The sequence below is a fragment of the Nisaea nitritireducens genome, assembly GCF_014904795.1.
Lineage (GTDB): Bacteria > Pseudomonadota > Alphaproteobacteria > Thalassobaculales > Thalassobaculaceae > Nisaea > Nisaea nitritireducens.
The window spans coordinates 158,013-175,662 of the sequence record NZ_JACZFS010000009.1; the positions used below are offsets into that span (position 1 = coordinate 158,013).

19 protein-coding genes are annotated in these 17,650 nt (G+C 59.8%); 14 read left to right on the plus strand and 5 right to left on the minus strand.

What is annotated here, in order from left to right:
- The first annotated feature begins 236 nt into the window (after nucleotides 1-236).
- Both dapA and smpB read left to right on the plus strand, forming a co-directional pair.
- Nucleotides 237-1,112, plus strand: coding sequence for a 4-hydroxy-tetrahydrodipicolinate synthase (gene dapA, locus IG629_RS02325; protein ID WP_193170375.1), 876 nt, complete (start codon nucleotides 237-239; stop codon nucleotides 1,110-1,112).
- Nucleotides 1,113-1,153: 41 nt separating this feature from the next.
- Nucleotides 1,154-1,624, plus strand: a complete 471-nt coding sequence (gene smpB / locus IG629_RS02330; RefSeq protein WP_193170376.1) for an SsrA-binding protein SmpB — start codon at nucleotides 1,154-1,156, stop codon at nucleotides 1,622-1,624.
- Nucleotides 1,625-1,628: 4 nt separating this feature from the next.
- Here the strand turns inward: smpB and IG629_RS02335 are convergent, their stop codons facing one another.
- Both IG629_RS02335 and IG629_RS02340 read right to left on the minus strand, forming a co-directional pair.
- Nucleotides 1,629-2,279, minus strand: a complete 651-nt coding sequence (locus tag IG629_RS02335) for a uracil-DNA glycosylase (protein WP_193170377.1) — start codon at nucleotides 2,277-2,279, stop codon at nucleotides 1,629-1,631.
- Nucleotides 2,280-2,299: 20 nt separating this feature from the next.
- Complete coding sequence (locus tag IG629_RS02340) at nucleotides 2,300-2,953, minus strand: LabA-like NYN domain-containing protein (RefSeq protein WP_193170378.1); 654 nt, start codon at nucleotides 2,951-2,953, stop codon at nucleotides 2,300-2,302.
- A gap of 203 nt (nucleotides 2,954-3,156) precedes the next feature.
- Here IG629_RS02340 and folK point away from each other — a divergent pair, with 203 nt between their 5' ends.
- The 12 genes from folK to parC all read left to right on the plus strand — a co-directional run bounded on the left by folK (nucleotide 3,157) and on the right by parC (nucleotide 14,718).
- Nucleotides 3,157-3,675 carry a 2-amino-4-hydroxy-6-hydroxymethyldihydropteridine diphosphokinase gene (gene folK, locus IG629_RS02345; protein WP_193170379.1) on the plus strand — a complete coding sequence of 173 codons (519 nt, stop codon included), beginning with the start codon at nucleotides 3,157-3,159 and terminating at the stop codon, nucleotides 3,673-3,675.
- Between the two features lie 79 nt (nucleotides 3,676-3,754).
- A complete protein-coding gene (gene rpoZ / locus IG629_RS02350) occupies nucleotides 3,755-4,150 on the plus strand; it encodes a DNA-directed RNA polymerase subunit omega (RefSeq protein WP_193170380.1) in 396 nt (131 codons plus the stop codon).
- A 105-nt stretch (nucleotides 4,151-4,255) separates the two neighbouring features.
- Complete coding sequence (locus IG629_RS02355; protein WP_193170381.1) at nucleotides 4,256-6,403, plus strand: RelA/SpoT family protein; 2,148 nt, start codon at nucleotides 4,256-4,258, stop codon at nucleotides 6,401-6,403.
- A gap of 31 nt (nucleotides 6,404-6,434) precedes the next feature.
- Nucleotides 6,435-7,112, plus strand: a complete 678-nt coding sequence (locus IG629_RS02360) for a DUF2062 domain-containing protein (RefSeq protein WP_193170382.1) — start codon at nucleotides 6,435-6,437, stop codon at nucleotides 7,110-7,112.
- Nucleotides 7,109-7,864 (plus strand): pyridoxine 5'-phosphate synthase, encoded by a 756-nt coding sequence (locus IG629_RS02365; protein WP_193170383.1) that lies wholly within the window; start codon nucleotides 7,109-7,111, stop codon nucleotides 7,862-7,864. Before IG629_RS02360 ends, IG629_RS02365 begins: the two co-directional genes overlap by 4 nt.
- Nucleotides 7,865-7,874: 10 nt before the next feature.
- Complete coding sequence (acpS, locus tag IG629_RS02370; protein WP_193170384.1) at nucleotides 7,875-8,297, plus strand: holo-ACP synthase; 423 nt, start codon at nucleotides 7,875-7,877, stop codon at nucleotides 8,295-8,297.
- Nucleotides 8,298-8,426: 129 nt separating this feature from the next.
- Nucleotides 8,427-9,143, plus strand: coding sequence for a signal peptidase I (gene lepB, locus IG629_RS02375; protein WP_193170385.1), 717 nt, complete (start codon nucleotides 8,427-8,429; stop codon nucleotides 9,141-9,143).
- 7 nt (nucleotides 9,144-9,150) lie between these two features.
- Nucleotides 9,151-9,825 (plus strand): ribonuclease III, encoded by a 675-nt coding sequence (gene rnc / locus IG629_RS02380; RefSeq protein WP_193170386.1) that lies wholly within the window; start codon nucleotides 9,151-9,153, stop codon nucleotides 9,823-9,825.
- Nucleotides 9,818-10,744: a GTPase Era gene (gene era / locus IG629_RS02385; RefSeq protein ID WP_193170387.1), complete on the plus strand. Its 927-nt coding sequence runs from the start codon at nucleotides 9,818-9,820 to the stop codon at nucleotides 10,742-10,744. The genes rnc and era overlap by 8 nt, the downstream gene beginning before the upstream one ends.
- A gap of 73 nt (nucleotides 10,745-10,817) precedes the next feature.
- Nucleotides 10,818-11,669 carry an ion transporter gene (locus tag IG629_RS02390; RefSeq protein WP_319024992.1) on the plus strand — a complete coding sequence of 284 codons (852 nt, stop codon included), beginning with the start codon at nucleotides 10,818-10,820 and terminating at the stop codon, nucleotides 11,667-11,669.
- Entirely contained in the window at nucleotides 11,656-12,405 is a 750-nt protein-coding gene (recO, locus tag IG629_RS02395; RefSeq protein WP_193170388.1) for a DNA repair protein RecO, read from the plus strand. The genes IG629_RS02390 and recO overlap by 14 nt, the downstream gene beginning before the upstream one ends.
- Nucleotides 12,406-12,507: 102 nt before the next feature.
- On the plus strand, nucleotides 12,508-14,718 hold the full coding sequence (gene parC, locus IG629_RS02400; protein WP_193170389.1) for a DNA topoisomerase IV subunit A: 2,211 nt from the start codon (nucleotides 12,508-12,510) through the stop codon (nucleotides 14,716-14,718).
- Nucleotides 14,719-14,735: 17 nt separating this feature from the next.
- On the opposite strand, the gene IG629_RS02405 is transcribed toward parC, so the two are convergent.
- From IG629_RS02405 to motA, 3 genes are all read right to left on the minus strand, one after another.
- Entirely contained in the window at nucleotides 14,736-15,479 is a 744-nt protein-coding gene (locus IG629_RS02405; RefSeq protein WP_193170390.1) for an arginyltransferase, read from the minus strand.
- Nucleotides 15,480-15,488: 9 nt separating this feature from the next.
- Nucleotides 15,489-16,544 (minus strand): flagellar motor protein MotB, encoded by a 1,056-nt coding sequence (locus tag IG629_RS02410; protein WP_193170391.1) that lies wholly within the window; start codon nucleotides 16,542-16,544, stop codon nucleotides 15,489-15,491.
- Between the two features lie 81 nt (nucleotides 16,545-16,625).
- Entirely contained in the window at nucleotides 16,626-17,486 is an 861-nt protein-coding gene (gene motA / locus IG629_RS02415; RefSeq protein WP_193170392.1) for a flagellar motor stator protein MotA, read from the minus strand.
- Nucleotides 17,487-17,650 lie beyond the last annotated feature (164 nt).

A 17,650-nucleotide genomic window follows, 5' to 3' on the forward strand; every position in this document is an offset into this window, starting at 1 on the left:
CAGTGTGGAGTCTGCGTGCCAAGCAGCATGATAACAGGAAACCGGCTTCACGCTAAGTCACGACTCGATATGGATAAAGCGGAGCTGCGCCTTATTTCCGGCAAACCGGCGCAAATACCCATGTATGGAACGCAAGTTCTTGTTCCTCCGCGAAGGTAAGCGTATGGTCCCCGTCTTTCGAAGAAACAGCCAAAATCGGCAGGAGACGAGACGTGGCCTACAATGCTGGAAATCCAATGTTCAAGGGATCCCTGGTAGCATTGATCACGCCGTTCAAAAACGGCGCGGTCGACGAGGCCGCGTTCCGAAAACTTGTCGACTGGCAGATTGAGCAGGGGACGAACGGTGTGATCCCGACGGGAACCACCGGCGAATCTCCGACGCTCAGCCATGCAGAGCACAAGCAGGTTGTTGAAATCTGTGTAGATCAGGTTGCTGGGCGGATTCCGGTTATCGCCGGTACCGGCTCCAATTCGACCGAGGAAGCCATCGAGCTGACGCAACACGCCAAGGAAGCTGGCGCGGATGCGGCACTGGTGGTCACACCGTACTACAACAAGCCGACCCAGGAAGGCCTTTACCGGCACTTCAAGGCGATCACCGATGCGGTTGATTTGCCGGTCATGATTTACAATATCCCGCCGAGAAGCGTCATCGACATGACTGTCGAGACAATGAAGCGGCTGTCCGAGCTGCCGAACATTGTCGGTGTTAAGGATGCGACCGCCAGCGGGACGCGTCCGATGGAAACCCGGCTTGCGATCGGATCGGATTTCTCCCAGCTTAGTGGTGAGGACGGAACCGTTGTGCCGTATCTTTCCCAGGGTGGACACGGCTGTATCTCGGTCACGGCGAATGTTGCGCCGGGTCCGTTGTCGGAGCTGCACCAGGCGTGGGGCAAGGGCGATCTTGATACGGTAATGACCATTAATGACCGGTTGTTCCCGCTGCATCAGGCTCTGTTCTGCGAAAGCAGCCCGGGCCCGGTCAAATATGCGGCAAGTCTGCTCGGGATCTGTGAGCCGACCACCCGTCTGCCGATCTGCGAGATCGCGGACAGCAGCAAACAAAAAGTGGAATCCGCTCTGCGGCATGCCGGTCTGCTGAACTGATCAGCGGGCCGGGCCTGCCCGGCGGTTGAAGGAAGTCTCCCATGGCGGGAAAGAAATCAGGCGACGGATTGATCGCCCAGAACCGTCGTGCGCGGCACGACTATTTTATTGAAGACACGGTCGAAGCCGGGATCGTTCTGACTGGCTCCGAAGTGAAAAGCTTGCGCGACGGCAAGGCCAGCATCGGTGAATCCTATGCTGGCCAGGACGGCGGCGAGCTGACTCTCTTCAATGTGCATATCCCGGAATATCCGGCTGCCGAGCCCTTCAACCACGAACCGCGCCGGCCGCGGCGTCTGCTTGTGCATCGCAAGGAGCGGGACCGTCTGCTTGGTCTGGTGCAACGGGAAGGGGCAACGCTCATCCCGCTGCGGCTTTATTTCAACGATCGCGGCATCGCCAAGATCTCGATCGGGATCGCGACGGGCAAAAAGAAGATGGATAAGCGCGAGACGGAGAAAAAGCGGGACTGGCAGCGCGACAAGGCGCGCCTGATGCGCGAGAAGAATTGACGCGTCAGAGCGCGCTCATCAAGCCCCGGATCGTGCCAAACACGTCCTCGAACATCTCTTCAGTCAGCTTGCCCGTGTTCGTGTTGTAGCGCGAGCAGTGATAGGAATTCACAAGGGTGAAGCCCGCGCCCGGCTCATGTACGGCGTTATGCCCGAACTTGAAGCGGTTCTTGGGAATGCCGAGCCCTGACAGTATCGCGCCGTGGGCGAGGCCGCCCAGCGCCAGGACCACACGCCGGGGGCCGGAAAGTTCCATCTGAAGAAACGGCGCGCAGGCCTTCACTTCGGCGCCAATGGGCTTGTTTTCCGGCGGCACGCATCGCACTGCATTCGTGATACGGCAATCGACGAGTTTCAGGTCGTCCTGGCCTTCACTGTCATAAGTGCCCTCCGAGAAGCCGAACCGGTCCAGCGTCTGGTAAAGCAGGTCGCCTGCATAATCGCCGGTAAATGGCCGGGCCGTGCGGTTCGCGCCACGCAGGCCCGGTGCCAATCCGACTATCAGGAAGGACGCGTCTTTCGGCCCGAACGAGACCACCGGTCCGTTATGCCAGTCCGGAAATTTCTCGCGGTTGGCGTGGCGGAAATCCACGAGGCGGGGGCAGAGCGGGCACTCGCGGCCCGGCTCCTCAAGGCTGGATATCGATACGGTCATGGGGCCGCCCGGACGGGGGCTCAGTAATTCGGGCGACGCGGCGTCACCTGCGCCTCGTCGATATCGTCCTCGTAATCATCGTCATCGAGATCATCCTCGGCACCGTCTTCATACTCGTCCTGTTGCGGACGCACCGGGCGGGCCTGATGGGCGCGGGCGATCTTCTCCTGAAAATCCTTCAGCTCCAGGAAATGATCGGCCTGGCGGCGCAACTCGTCGGCGATCATCGGCGGCTGCGACTTGACGGTCGAGACGACGGTGACCCGCACGCCCCGGCGTTGCACGGCCTCAACCAGCCGGCGGAAGTCGCCGTCGCCGGAGAACAGCACGACATGATCGAGATGCTCGGCCATTTCGAGGACATCGATGGCGAGTTCGATATCCATGTTGCCCTTGATTTTCCGGCGCCCGGAGGCATCGGTGAATTCCTTGGTCGGCTTGGTGACCATCGTGTAGCCATTATAGTCGAGCCAGTCGACAAGGGGCCGGATTGGCGAGTATTCTTGATCTTCAATCAGTGCAGTATAATAAAAAGCACGGACAAGACGGCATTCGTCGGCAAAAACAGTCAGTAATTTCCGATAATCGATGTCAAACCCGAGAGATCGCGCTGCTGAATACAAGTTGGCGCCATCGATAAAGAGACCTGTTTTTTCTTGAGGATAGAAATGCATCAAATAATTCCTTTATTCTTTTTCTTATTTCCATCACGCGCAATAGACCAACCGGCCATCAATTGCGCAAGTAATTTGCGGTTGTAGAATTGAGGCCTTGACTGTCAATCGATTGTAGATCTTTTTCAAATCTAGTCGGATGTATCGAAAGATCAAAGCCGTATTAATGGCGATGTCGTTAAAGCATCAATGGAATGGTGTCCATGATTTATTTGGGGGTTGGTGCCAATCTCCCGAGCGCGCGATTTTCATCGCCGCGGGAGACGCTTGAGGCCGCCATGGCGGATCTCGGCCACCTTGGGGTCGTGCCGCTTGCGGTATCCCGCTGGTTTGAGAGTGCGCCTGTTCCGGCCTCTGACCAACCTTGGTACGTGAATGCCGTTTACAGCGTTGAGACCGACAATGATGCGGCATCGTTGCTTGCAAGGCTGCATTCTATTGAAAAGGAATATGGGAGGGTTCGCGGCGCGGTCAATGCCGCGCGGGTCATTGATCTGGACCTTCTGGACTATCACGGGGAATTAAGCGACGGCAGTGGCGGTCCCATTCTGCCGCACCCGCGAATGCATGAACGGGCCTTCGTTCTCCATCCGTTGCGCGACCTCGCGCCGGACTGGCGGCACCCGGTCAGTGGCGCCGCTATAGACAGTCTGATTTCGGCACTTGACGCCAGTCAGACGGTCCGGCTGCTCGGTTCTGTCGGGGAAGGGTATAATTCCTGACCTAATTGACTTGCTCCCGAGGGGGCAAGCCAATATATATTCTTCTTTCCGGTATCTTTTTGGAACGGGACGCACACCCATGGCACGGGTCACGGTTGAAGACTGCATTTTGGAAATTCCGAACCGGTTCGATCTTGTTATGATCGCCGGTCAGCGCGCGCGGGACATTTCCGCAGGCGGACAGCTGACCATCGATCGCGACAATGACAAGAACCCGGTCGTTGCACTGCGCGAAATCGCGGACAAGACCGTCGATCTTGGCAACCTTCAGGAAGCGCTGGTGCGCGGCCTGCAGCGGGTTGTCGAGGATGACGGTCCGGAAGACGATGACATGAGCGCGATTGAAGCCGATGGCGGCGCTGCCATCGAGGAAGCCGCAGACGCATTGGGCATGCAGATCCAGTCTGCCAAGGAAGACGGCGCGGGCGCCGGTTTCGAGGACGTTGATGAAGAGGTCCTCGGACGCGAAGGGTAAGCCGGCAAGGCTTTCCGCTTCCCTGCATTGGCGGTCCGAACCAGGACCGTTTCTTCTTCCTGAAGGCGCCTTGAGCACGGCCGCGCAGAGCGCGCGGGGGAATTCATGATCCGGCAATACGAGCTGGTAGAACGGGTCAAAAATTATGACCCGAGTATGGACGAGGACGCGCTGAACCGCGCCTACGTCTATGCCATGAAGATGCATGGCTCGCAAAAGCGGGCGTCTGGCGACCCTTACTTTTCCCATCCTCTCGAAGTCGCCGGCATTCTGACCGACATGCGGCTCGATACCAGCACCATCATCACTGCGCTGCTGCACGACACCATCGAGGATACGGACGCGACGCCGGAGGATATCAAGCGCCTCTTCGGCGAGGATATTCTGCGTCTGGTCGATGGCGTCACCAAGTTGACCCGGATCGAACTGCAATCCGACCGGACAAAGCAGGCGGAGAATTTCCGAAAGCTTGTCCTTGCGATGAGCGAGGATATCCGGGTCTTGCTGGTGAAGCTGGCGGACCGGGTCCACAACATGCGGACCCTGCATTTTATCGAATCCGAGGACAAGCGTCGGCGTATCGCCGCCGAGACCATGGATATCTATGCGCCGCTGGCCGAGCGCATCGGTATCCAGGCGATGCGGGACGAGCTGGAAGATCTCGCCTTTGCCGAGCTTAATCCGGATGCGCGCACGTCGATCATGACGCGCCTCGACTACCTCTATGATGAAGGTAGCGACACGGTTGACCGGGTGATGGACGAATTGCGGGAAACTGCGGCGACTGTTGAAATCGTCCCGGAAATCTCGGGCCGAAGGAAATCGCCCTATTCAGTCTGGCTGAAGATGCAGCGCAAGGATGTCGGCTTCGAGCAGCTCTCAGACATCATGGCATTCCGGCTCGTGGTCGCGAACACCGGCGAATGTTACCAGCTGCTGGGCGCTCTGCACGGCAAGTATCCGGTGATACCGGGGCGCTTCAAGGACTACATCAGTACGCCGAAGCCGAACGGATATCAGTCCCTGCATACCGGCATTATCGGCCCGATGAAGAAGCGGATCGAAATCCAGATCCGGACCCGGGAGATGCACGAGGTCGCCGAGCTCGGCGTTGCCGCGCACTGGGTCTACAAGGAAGATCCGGCCTATAGCCGGGAAGGCAAGAAATACCGCTGGATACGGGAACTTCTGGAAATCCTGGAACATGCTTCCGGGCCAGAAGAGTTCCTCGAGCATACCAAGCTCGAGATGTATCAGGACCAGGTTTTCTGCTTCACGCCGAAGGGGGATCTGATCTCCCTGCCGCGCGGGGCCACGCCGGTCGATTTCGCTTACGCGGTGCATTCCGAAGTCGGTGACAGGTGTGTCGGCGCACGGATCAATGACCGTTTAATGCCGCTGACCACACCGCTGAAGAACGGCGATCAGGTCGCGGTTTCGACGTCGAAAAATTCAACGCCGTCTCCGACCTGGGAACAGTTTGTTGTCACCGGCAAGGCAAAGGCCCGGATCCGGCGCTTCGTCCGTTTGCAGCGGCGACAGCAGTTTGCCGATCTTGGCCGAGCCATCATGCAGAAGGCCTTTCGGCAAGAAGCCCAGAAATACTCCGAGAAAACGCTGGAAGGCGTTCTCGGCAAGTTCCACGTGGAGACCGTCGAGGATCTGCTCGCCGGTGTCGGCGAGGGCGTGCTGAGCGACCGGGAAGTGTTGCATGTAGCGGTTCCGGAAACTCTGCCCGCCCCGGACAAACAGAATGTCGTGCCGATCACCCGGGCACGGACCAAGGCCCGCAAGGGCAGCCCAGACGCGGTTCCGCTCAAGGGGCTGATCCCCGGCATGGCGGTACATTATGCCCGGTGCTGCCATCCGCTTCCCGGAGAGCGCATCGTCGGTATCGTGACCACAGGTAAGGGGGTCACGATCCACACTATCGACTGCGATACACTCGAGAACTTCCATTCAACGCCGGAGCGCTGGCTCGACGTCTCCTGGGATCTGGACAGCGAAACCGACATGCATGTCGGCCGGCTGGATATCGTCCTGGCGAACGAACCCGGCAGCCTTGGCAGCCTTTCGACCGTGATCGGCCGAAGCAGAGGCAACATTATCAACCTGAAGCTCGTCAATCGCTCGACCGACTTCTTCGAACTCTATATCGATGTCGAGGTAGCCGATGTTCGGCACCTGACGGAAATCATCGCCGCACTGCGCGCCACACCGGTAATAAATTCGGTGGATCGGGCCCGCGGCTGAACCACATTAAGTGAGAAGTGCCGATATCCCGATGGCACGGGGTTTCCAACGGCACAGTGAGCGTGAACAGAGGAAAGGTTCGGCGTACATGTTTAAACGCCGGCAGGCAGAGAGTACTGCCTCCAGGATTCGTCAGTTTATCTGGCCGCGGATGGGGTTCGGCCGGTTGTGGCGCTATACGGGCCACCGGCTGGGGCGCATGCCGGGGACGCCTTATAGCATCGCCGCGGGCTTTGCCTGCGGGGCCGCTGCGTCCTTCACGCCGCTGATAGGTCTGCATTTCATCCTTGCGGGGCTTTTTGCCTGGAGCATCAGGGCCAATATCCTGGCCTCGGCGATCGGCACCGCAATCGGCAATCCTTGGACGTTTCCCTTCATCTGGCTCTGGATCTTCAAGGTGGGCAGCTGGATCGTCGGTACCCCAGAAGGTGTGGAACCTCCGAAATTGACCTTGGACTTTTTCCTTGGGATCATTTCCGGAGAGTCTTTGGGGCAAAGCGTCGATCTGTTGATGACAATGGTCGTCGGCAGCGTGCCAACCGCGATTGCCGTCTGGTTTCTCCTCTATTTGCCGCTGCTTGGCTTGATCGAGGGTTACCGGAGGCGACGGACGGAACGGCGGGACGATGCGGTGGCCCGGAAGAGTGCGGACGCAGAGAGACTGCCTGTCGATGGCAGGGTTTCTGAGCAGGGAGCGGGAAGCCAATGAGCTATTTGCGGCTTGGCGTTAATATCGATCATGTGGCGACGATCCGGAACGCCAGGGGCGGTGCCCATCCGGACCCGGTGCGTGCGGCCCGTCTTGCGGCTGAAGCCGGCGCGGATGGTATTACGGCGCACCTGCGCGAAGACCGCCGTCATATTTCCGATGCCGATATCGAGCGGCTGACGCGCGAGATCGACCTTCCGCTGAACTTCGAGATGGCGGCGACCGACGAGATGCTCGACATCGCGCTCCGGCACAAGCCGCATGCGGCCTGTATCGTTCCGGAGAAGCGCGAGGAAGTGACCACAGAAGGCGGTCTGGACGCGGCTGGTCTGCATAATCATCTGACCCGCTACTGCGATGCGCTGAAACAGGCGGGCATCAGGGTCTCGCTCTTCATCGAAGCGGACAAGCGGCAGATCGATGCGGCGGTGGCGCTCGGTGCGCCGGTCGTGGAGCTTCATACCGGCGCCTATTGCGAGGCGGAAGGCGAGGCTGCGCGAGCGGCCCAGCTGGAACGTCTTCGGGATGCCGCCCGTTACGGCGCCGAGCGTGGCCTGGAAATGCATGCCGGACATGGTCTTTCCTTCGACACGGTCGCACCGGTCGCCGAAATGCTGGAATTCCACGAGCTTAATATCGGGCATTTCCTGATTGGGGAGGCGATCTTCAGCGGCCTCGACAGCTCTATTCGGCGCATGCGGTCCTTGATGGACAATGCCCGGGCCGGCGCATCGGGCCGGGTCGGAGCCTGAGGTCCCGCACATGATCCTTGGCATCGGCAGCGATCTGGTCGACATCACCCGGATCGAACGGTCGATCGACCGTTTCGGTGACCGGTTTCTGGCTCGCATCTTTACCGACAGGGAGCGCGACAGGGCGGATTCCAAGGCGAATCGCGCCGCCGTTTATGCCAAACGGTTCGCGGCCAAGGAAGCCGTCTGGAAAGCTCTTGGAGAAGAAGATCGTCCGGGCATCCAGTGGCGAGAGCTCGAAGTCGTCAACGATGCCTCAGGAAAGCCGTCTTTTGAGCTTAGCGGTATCGCCGCCGCCCGTTTGCGGCAGATCACACCGGAAGGGCTGGTCGCACGTGTCGATCTGTCGCTGACGGACGAGCCGCCCATGGCGCAGGCTTTTGTCGTGATATCCGCCGAAGCGCCTGGTTTGAGGGAGACGTCGGGAGGATAGCCGTCGCTTGCCGTAGTCTTGGGAATCCGGCATACATCGCCGTGCCGTCCGCAATCGCGGACAGCTGATGACGGTGCTCCTTCTCCGGACCTGTTCTGATAATATTGTCACCGCGCCCCCTGGAGTATCATGCGGGAATTCATAAAGACGCTCGTCTACGCAATCCTGATTGCCGTTGGCTTCCGAACCGTCGCTTACGAGCCGTTCAATATCCCGTCGGGCTCGATGTTCCCGACCTTGCTCGTTGGCGATTATCTCTTCGTTTCCAAACCGTCCTACGGCTTCAGCCGCCACTCTCTGCCGTTTTCTCCGCCGTTGTTCGAAGGCCGTATCCTGTTTACCGCGCCGGAGCGTGGTGATGTCGCTGTATTCAAGAAGCCGACGGATGAGGCCACGGACTATATCAAGCGCGTGATCGGCCTGCCGGGCGACCGGGTGCAGATGAAGCAGGGCCGCCTTTACATCAATGGTGAGATGGTCGAGCGGCGGCGGATCGAGGATTATGTGATGACCGACCCGTACGGTCGGATGGCGTCCATTCCGCAGTTTATCGAGACCCTGCCGAACGGTGTCGAACACCGGATACTGGAAGCGATGGGCAACCGGGCGCAGCTCGACAACACCGAAGAGTTCCAGATCCCCGAAGATTTTTACTTTATGATGGGCGATAACCGGGACAATTCGCTCGACAGCCGCGATAGCTCGGTTGGTATGGTTCCGGTTGATAATTTTGTCGGACGTGCTGAAATCCTGTTCTTCTCGACCGATGGAAGCACACGGTGGTACGAGGTGTGGAACTGGCCGTTTGCCACCAGATTCAGCAGGTTGTTCAAAGTCATTGAGTAACCAACAGATGGAAAGCGATCTGGAAGAACTCGAGGAAATTCTTGGCCACACGTTCGGCCATACAGACGTTCTGCGCCGGGCTGTAACCCACGCAAGCGCGGAGCCGCGGGCCTGGAATGCCTATGAGCGGCTGGAATTCCTCGGAGACCGGGTGCTGGCCCTGATCATGGCTGAGCACCTGTTGGACCGTTTCCCGCACGAGCGGGAAGGGGCGATTGCAAAACGGCATGTAGGGCTTGTTCGTCGTGAGGCTCTTGCGGAGATCGCGCGGCAGATCGGCCTGGGGCGTTTCCTGATTGTCTCCCGCGGGGAGACCGAAGCCGGCGTCCGGGAAAGCGAGACGATCCTTTCCGATGCCATGGAAGCGGTGATCGGGGCGCTCTATCTTGATGGCGGGCTGGAGGCGGCCCGGCGTTTCATCCTGCAGGGCTGGAACCCGCTTGTTGAAGCCGAACTGCGGCCACCGCAGGATGCGAAGACGACTTTGCAGGAATGGGTGCAGGCACGGAAGATCCCTCTCCCGGCATATGAAACCGTAGGCCGGGACGGCCCGGCCCATGCGCCGGAATTTACGATCAAGGTCACGGTCCAGGGCCACGGTTCGACGACCGGTGCCGGTAAATCAAAGCGCATCGCTGAACAGGATGCAGCAGGCAAGATGATTGCGAAACTGAATGGCTGATACACAGGCAAACGGCACTGACATCCAAACACGGGCGGGATTTGTCGCCGTCGTCGGCGCGCCGAATGCCGGTAAATCGACCTTGGTCAACCGGTTGGTCGGGTACAAGGTCTCCATCGTCACCCGCAAGGTGCAGACCACGCGCACGCGTATCCGCGGTGTCTGCATGCATGGCGACACCCAGGTCGTGTTCGTTGACACACCGGGCATTTTCGAGCCGAAACACCGGCTCGACAGGGCCATGGTGCATGCTGCCTGGGAAGGCGCGGGCGACGCGGATCTCGTCGTGCTGATGGTCGACGCCTCCCGCAAGAAGGTCGACGACGATACGCGCCGCATTATCGCGGGGCTGCAGAAGTCTCAACGCAAAGTCATTCTGGTTCTGAACAAGATCGACGATACGGCACGTGAAGCTCTGCTGCCCTTCGCCGCCGAGCTTGCCGAAACCGGCATTGCCGAAGAGACCTTCATGATCTCCGCCGAGAATGGCGACGGTTGCGATGACCTGCTGAAATATCTCGCGGACCGCATGCCGGCGGGGCCTTATCTCTATCCGCCGGACGAGGTTACGGATCTGCCGCTGCGTCTGCTGGCGGCAGAGATCACCCGTGAGGAAGTGTTCAACCGCCTGCATCAGGAACTGCCCTATTCGGCGACGGTGGAAACCGAGAGCTGGGTCGAGAAGGAAGATGGCAGTGCGGTCGTCAACCAGGTGATCTACGTGCAGCGTGACGGGCAGAAAAAGATCGTCCTCGGCAAGAACGGCTCGATGGTGAAGTCCATCGGCGCGGCCGCCCGCCGTCAGATGCAGGAAATATTCGACAAGCGCATCCACCTCTTCGTTTTCGTGAAGGTGCGCGAGAACTGGATCGACGATCCGGAACGCTATCGTGACTGGGGCCTCGACCCGAACGTCTGATGCTGTGTTACGACGGACGGGTGTTTGTGGGCGATCTCAGGGAAAATTTTCTCAATGCGCTTAGGTAGACCCCGTGGATAGCCTTCGTTACCAGATTTGGCGACAGCTCGATATCGAAGCCCGGCCTGGGCACACGATGTCGTTCGCGAATAGAGCGTTGATCGTCGCGATCCTGGTCTCTGTTGCTGCGGTGGTGCTGGAAACGGAACCGACAATTCGCTCCAGAGCACCGATGCTGTTCGTCTCTCTGGAACACTTCTTCGGATGGCTGTTTGTAACGGAGTATCTGGCGCGACTCTGGTCTGCCGGGGAGCGCAAGGAGCATGCGGGGCTCATCGGGCGTTTCAAATATGCTCTGACACCGGTTGCGTTGATCGATCTGGTGGCCATCACACCGTTCCTGCTGGCTCCATTCGTCGACTCTGTTGATGGAACGGCATTCTACGTATTGCGTCTGATGCGGCTGTTCCGCGTGCTCACACTGGCGCGGACGGGGCCGTTTACAACAGCTGCGCGTCAGATCTGGCATGGCATTGTCGACCGGCGGTATGAGTTGGCCTTCAGCAGCCTGATCGCATTGGCCATGATGATCGTGGCGGCAACCCTGCTTTATGTTGCGGAAAGAGACGTGCAGCCGGAGGCGTTCGGCAGTATCCCGCGCGCTATGTGGTGGGCCATCGCAACGCTGACGACTGTCGGGTATGGCGATGTCTACCCGGCAACGACAATCGGCAAAATACTGGCGGGCCTCGTTGCGCTTTCAGGCATCGGGCTCGTTGCCATGCCAGCCGGTATTCTCGCCTCCGCACTTTCTACTGCCTATCAGGAACGCAAGGCGCGCCGGGGCCGGGATGAGGCGGCGGCCGGTCCTGCGCCGGAAGGCGAAAGACATCAGAGCGAAAGGCATCAGGGTGGAATGGACTGACGAAGGCATCGTTCTGTCGGTCCGGCCACATGGCGAGAGCGCGGCCATCGTCACGCTGATGACCGAGGCGCACGGGCGTCATGCCGGCCTGATGCGCGGAGGCGCATCGGCCCGGCACAAGGGTATGCTCCAGCCAGGAAATACGGTGCGCGCGGTCTGGCAGGCGCGATTGGCGGAGCAACTCGGGAGTTATTCCCTGGAGCTGGATGAAAGTCATGCAGCCGACCTCTTTGATGATCCGCTGAAACTGTCCGGCCTTGCGGCTGCCTGCGCCGTAGCCGACCGGGCCTTGCCCGAGCGTGAGCCGCACCCGGCGGTGCATGCCGGTCTTCAGGCCCTGATCCATGCCATGCGGAATGAGGAACTCGGCGATCTCTGGGTCGCGGTCTATGTCCGTTGGGAGCTTGGTGTGTTGGCGGAGCTTGGCTATGGGCTCGACCTTACGAGTTGCGCGGCAACCGGCACCAATGACGAGCTGGCCTATGTCAGCCCGCGAACTGGCCGTGCCGTCTCCCTCTCGGCGGGTGAGCCCTATCGGGATAAAATGCTGGCCATGCCCGATTTCCTGATCGGCCGGGGCGACGGGGCGATGGCCGATCTGTTGAAGGGGCTGGATCTCACCGGCCACTTTCTGGAAAAGCATCTGTTCAATACCCAGGGAGAGCAGAGCCCGGCTTCACGGACCCGGTTCCGTGACCGGATCGAGTCGTCGACCAGTCCCGACATGATTGGTTGAAAATATCCGGTTTTGAGCCTTGGGTGCGTCAGCACACTTGGAACGGCACGCGCGCTCGCATACAATATCTGGCGTCCAGATTCATGAAGGTCCACAAGATCCATGCTACCTGACATTCGGGATACCGGCCTCGCCGAGGCGCTGAGCGAACGCTACCTCGCCTATGCCATGTCGACGATCATGTCCCGCTCGCTGCCGGATGTGCGCGACGGGTTGAAGCCGGTGCACAGGCGTCTGCTGTTCGCTATGCGCCAGCTTCGGCTCTCTCCGGACGATGCCTTCAAGAAATCCGCCCGCGTCGTCGGTGACGTGATGGGTAAGTTCCACCCGCACGGGGACTCGGCGATCTACGATGCGATGGTCCGCCTGGCGCAGGATTTCGCCGTCCGTTACCCGCTGGTCGACGGGCAGGGGAATTTCGGCAATATCGACGGCGATAATGCGGCGGCCATGCGCTACACGGAAGCGCGCATGACCGAGGTCGCGGAGCTGTTGCTGCGCGGCATCGACGAGGACGCTGTTGATTTCCGCCAGACCTATGACGGCGAGGGCAGCGAGCCGCTCGTCCTTCCGGCGGCTTTCCCGAACTTGCTGGCGAACGGATCGCAAGGCATCGCCGTCGGTATGGCGACCAATATACCGCCGCATAACGTGGAAGAGCTCTGCGACGCTCTGCTGCACCTGATCAAGTATCCGGAAGCGCGTATCGAGACACTGGTCGACATGATCCCGGGTCCTGACTTCCCGACCGGCGGAATGCTGGTGGAAGACCGGGCGGCTGTGATCGAGGCCTACCGCACCGGGCGCGGCAGCTTCCGGCTCCGGGCCAAATACGAGGTGGAGAAGCTCAAAAACGGCACCTATCAGATTGTCATTACCGAGATCCCGTATCAGGTTCAGAAGTCACGCCTGATCGAGCGGATGGCGGAGCTGATGCAAGCCCGAAAACTGGCATTGCTCGGGGATATTCTCGACGAGTCGGCGGCGGACGTCCGGGTTGTACTGGAGCCGAAGAACCGCAATGTCGACCCGGCTGTCCTAATGGAGAGCCTGTATAAATTCACCGACCTCGAGATCAAGTTCAGCCTGAACCTCAATGTGCTCGATGCGGACCAGACGCCCCGCGTCATGTCTTTGCCGGAGACGCTGCGGGCTTTCCTCGATCACCGTCATGAGGTGCTGATCCGGCGCTCGAATTTCCGTCTCGGCAAGATCGAGGACCGGCTGGAAGTGCTGGCCGGCTACCTGATCGCCTTCCTCAATATCGATGAGGTGATCCGGATCATCCGCGAGGAGGATCATCCGAAAGAGGAAATGATCCGGCGGTTCGAGCTGAGCGAACGTCAGGCCGAAGCCATCCTCAACATGCGGCTGCGGAGTCTGCGCAAGCTTGAAGAGATCGAGCTTCGCAAGGAATTCGAGGAACTGACGGCGGAAAAGCAGGAGATCGAGACCCTGCTTGGTGACGAAGGGCTGCGCTGGAAGACTGTGGCGAGCGAGGTCGGCGAGATCCGCCGTACCTTCAGCAAACAGACCGAGCTTGGCCGCCGCCGGACCGAAATCGGCGCGGCGCCGTCCGATGTCGAAGTGCCGATGGAAGCGATGGTCGAGCGCGAGCCGATCACCATCATCTGCTCCGAAAAAGGCTGGATTCGCGCCATGAAGGGCCATATCGCGGATGACGCCGAGCTGAAGTTCAAGGAAGGCGACGAGGGGAAATTCCTGATCCGGGCCGAGACCACGGACAGGATATTGATCTTTGCCAGTGACGGACGATTCTTCACGATCATGGCGGACAAACTGCCCCGTGGCCGCGGCCATGGCGAGCCGCTGCGCCTGATGATCGATCTCGATAACGACGAGGAGATCGTCGACATCCTGCCGCATCGCAAGGGGCAGCGCCTGTTGCTCGCTTCCAGTGATGGGCGCGGATTCATCGTGAATTCCGACGATCTGCTCGCTCAGAAGAAGGCGGGCAAGCAGGTGCTCAATCCGAGTGCGGGTGCGAAGGCGCAGATCTGTCTGCCGGTCGAGGGTGAGTTGATCGCCATTGTCGGCACCAACCGCAAGCTGCTCGTTTTCGAGGCCTCGGAAGTGCCGGAAATGGCGCGCGGCAAGGGTGTGATCCTGCAACGCTACAAGGACGGCAGGCTCGGCGACGTGACCTTCCTGAAGACGGAAGAAGGACTGAGCTGGGAACAGACCGGAGGCCGGACGCGTACGGAAACGGATCTGACCACATGGCGCGGCAAGCGGGCCGGTGCAGGCAAGATGCCGCCGAACGGTTTCCCCAGACCGGCGCGATTTACCTAACTGCCGGCACGGTTTACCTAACCGGAGGCTGAGCTCTCTTCCGGGGTGGCCTCGACCCAGCCTTCCGGCGTTAGAAGCTCGTACGGCCGGTATTTGGTCTTGTAGGCCATCTTGCGGCAGTCCGGGATCCAGTAGCCGAGATAGACATAGTTGAGGCCGCGCGCTTTCGTGCGTTCGATCAGGTCGAGCACCATGTAAGTGCCGAAGCCGCGTGTGCCGTCCGACGTATCGAAATAGCTGTAGACGGCGGACAGCCCGTCTTCTTGCTCATCCACCAGCATGATCGCCACCAGTTCCTGGGCCGCGTCGCGGTATTCGATCAGGTAGGTTTCTATGGGCGAACGTTCGACCATTTCCGCATAATCCGCGAAATCCATCATCGCCATTTCGCCGTCGCCATGCCGGCCTTGCTGATAGGCCTGGAACAATCGGTATTGTTCTCGGGTGGCGATGGCCTGGACAGGCCGCGCGGTCAGATCTGCGTTGCGTTTCAGCAGCTTGCGAAAGGTCCTCGACCAGCGGAAATCGGCACAGCGAACGCGGACAGGGTTGCAGGCATTGCAGCTCGGGCAGGCCGGCCGGTAGGTCAGGTGCTGGGTACGGCGGAAGCCGGCCTTCGCCAGGGCGTCGTGCGCAAGCTGGCCGCGACGGCTCGAGATATCCGCAATCAAACGGCGCTCGGTCTTGCCGGGAAGATAGGGGCACGGCATGGGCAGCGTATGGAAGAACGCCAGCGGGCGGGCTCGAAGATTGTCAAACATGCGTCGGGGTCAGCCTCCGGATCGCACTGGCGGCAGGGCCGAGCCGGTATCCGGCGCGATGATCGGCGGAAGCGTCGTCTCGAGCGGCTGAACAGCGGGCTCGCCGGACGCGACTGCATCGGCTGCCTGATCGCTGAAATCCTGCTTCAGCAGAACGATGCTGATACGCCGGTTACTGGGAGAGGTCGGGTCGTTCGGCTCGATAGGGTCGGTATCGGCCATGCCGACAACCTGGGCAACGCGACCTCCCGGAATACCGTTGGCGATGAGCGCCCGCCGACTGGAAAGCGCGCGGTCCGCGGACAGCTCCCAGTTCGTGTAGGTCGCCCCTTCGGGGAAGGGGCTCGAGTCCGTATGGCCGGAGATCTTTATCTTGTTCGGCAGCTTGCTGATGATTTCGGACACTTTTGCCAGAAGCTTGCGTGTCTGCTCGAACATGTCCGCGCTACCGAGCGGGAACAGGGCGACCTTTTCCTGATCGAGCAACTGAATACGCAGGCCTTCTGGCGCATTATCGATCTGCAGGCTGTCTGCGATCTCTTTCAGCTCAGGGTCGTTTGATTCCTCGATCGCCTGACGCAGCATCTTCTCGGCCGAGGCGAACTGAGCGGCTTCCCGTTCCTCAAGCAGCTTTTCGAGTTTCTCCGCGCTGATCAGGCCTTCGGCATCGTCGTCACTGCCGAGGCGGGATTCGATGTTTTCCGGATCGTCCGAATCAGCATCGAGGGATTCCGTGTTTTCCGCCTGGGGGCGTGCCACCTGAGGCGTACTGATCATCGGCGGAGAGGAAGCAGATTTCAGCGCGCCCGGCACGGTGATCGAGGTGCCGCCGAGGACGCCGCCGGAACCGCTTCGGGTGGAGCGCGAGATGGCTGTCGGATCGAAATAGTTGGAGATACCCATCTTCTGTTCCTCTGTGGTTGCGTTCAGCAACCAGAGGAGCAGGAAGAAGGCCATCATCGCGGTCACGAAGTCGGCATAGGCAACCTTCCAGGCGCCGCCATGGTGACCGCCATGGCCACCCTTCTTGACCTTCTTGATAATTATGCTGGCGTGGTTGTCCAAGCTTTCTCGTTCCCGTTTGGCGCGCGGCTAGAGTGACTCTCGACCGCTTGTTGCATTCTGCGTGCCAGATATCGGTCCGTACTAGACCGGAGGCAAGGCCGCGACAGCTTCCTCAACCTCGAAGAAGGAAGGGCGGTCCTTGGACATAAGCGTCTTGCGGGCAAATTCCACCGAGACGGCCGGGGCGTAGCCCGAGACGTGGGCAAGCAGGCCGGCCTTGATGCAGCCAAGGTATTTGGCGTCGGCATTCAGGGTCGTCCCCATGGTGGCAGCCAGCGGGCTCACGAAGCCATAGGCGAGAAGAATGCCGAGGAAGGTTCCGACCAGAGCGCCACCGATCAGCTTGCCAAGCACTTCCGGGGGTTCGGTGATCGACCCCATGGTTTTGATGATCCCGAGCACGGCCGCGACAATCCCAAGCGCGGGGAAGCCGTCGCCCATGGTCTGGTATGCTGATGCTACCTCAGCGTCCTCGGCATGGTGGGTCTCAAGTTCCTCGTCGAGGAGGTCAGCCAACTCGTGCGGGTTATCGGTGCCGAGCGTCATCATCCGGAGATAATCACAGAGAAAGTCGAGTGCGTGGTGATCGGACGAGAATTTCGGAAAAGCCTGGAAGAGCGAACTGTCCTCCGGTCTCTCGATATGGGATTCGATAGCGAGCATGCCTTTTGTCTTCGCGAGCTTGAAAATCGCATACATCAGACTGAGCAGTTCGAGATAATCGTCCTTGGAGTATTTTGGACCACTCAGCGCGGCTTTGAAGCCGCGTCCGGCATTACCCAGAACATGTTTTGGGTTCGCACAGATAAACGCGCCGACACCGGCACCGCCGATAATGACAAGCTCAAAAGGCTGCCACAGAGGCCCGAGTTTGCCGCCCATGGCCATGTAGCCGCCAATCACGCAGACGATGACGACAACCCATCCGATGATCACCAGCATGTGACGCTCTCCACCCGGTAATGGTCCCAGAACGCATTTCGGGAAACACTCAAAGCCTAATATCCCTCAAATTTCGGTTATTTGTAAACAACAAGGGGTAAACAATTGATTTACTGGCTGCTTTGCGCCATGTCAGCCAGTGAAGTTTGAGCCGGTAACGGACA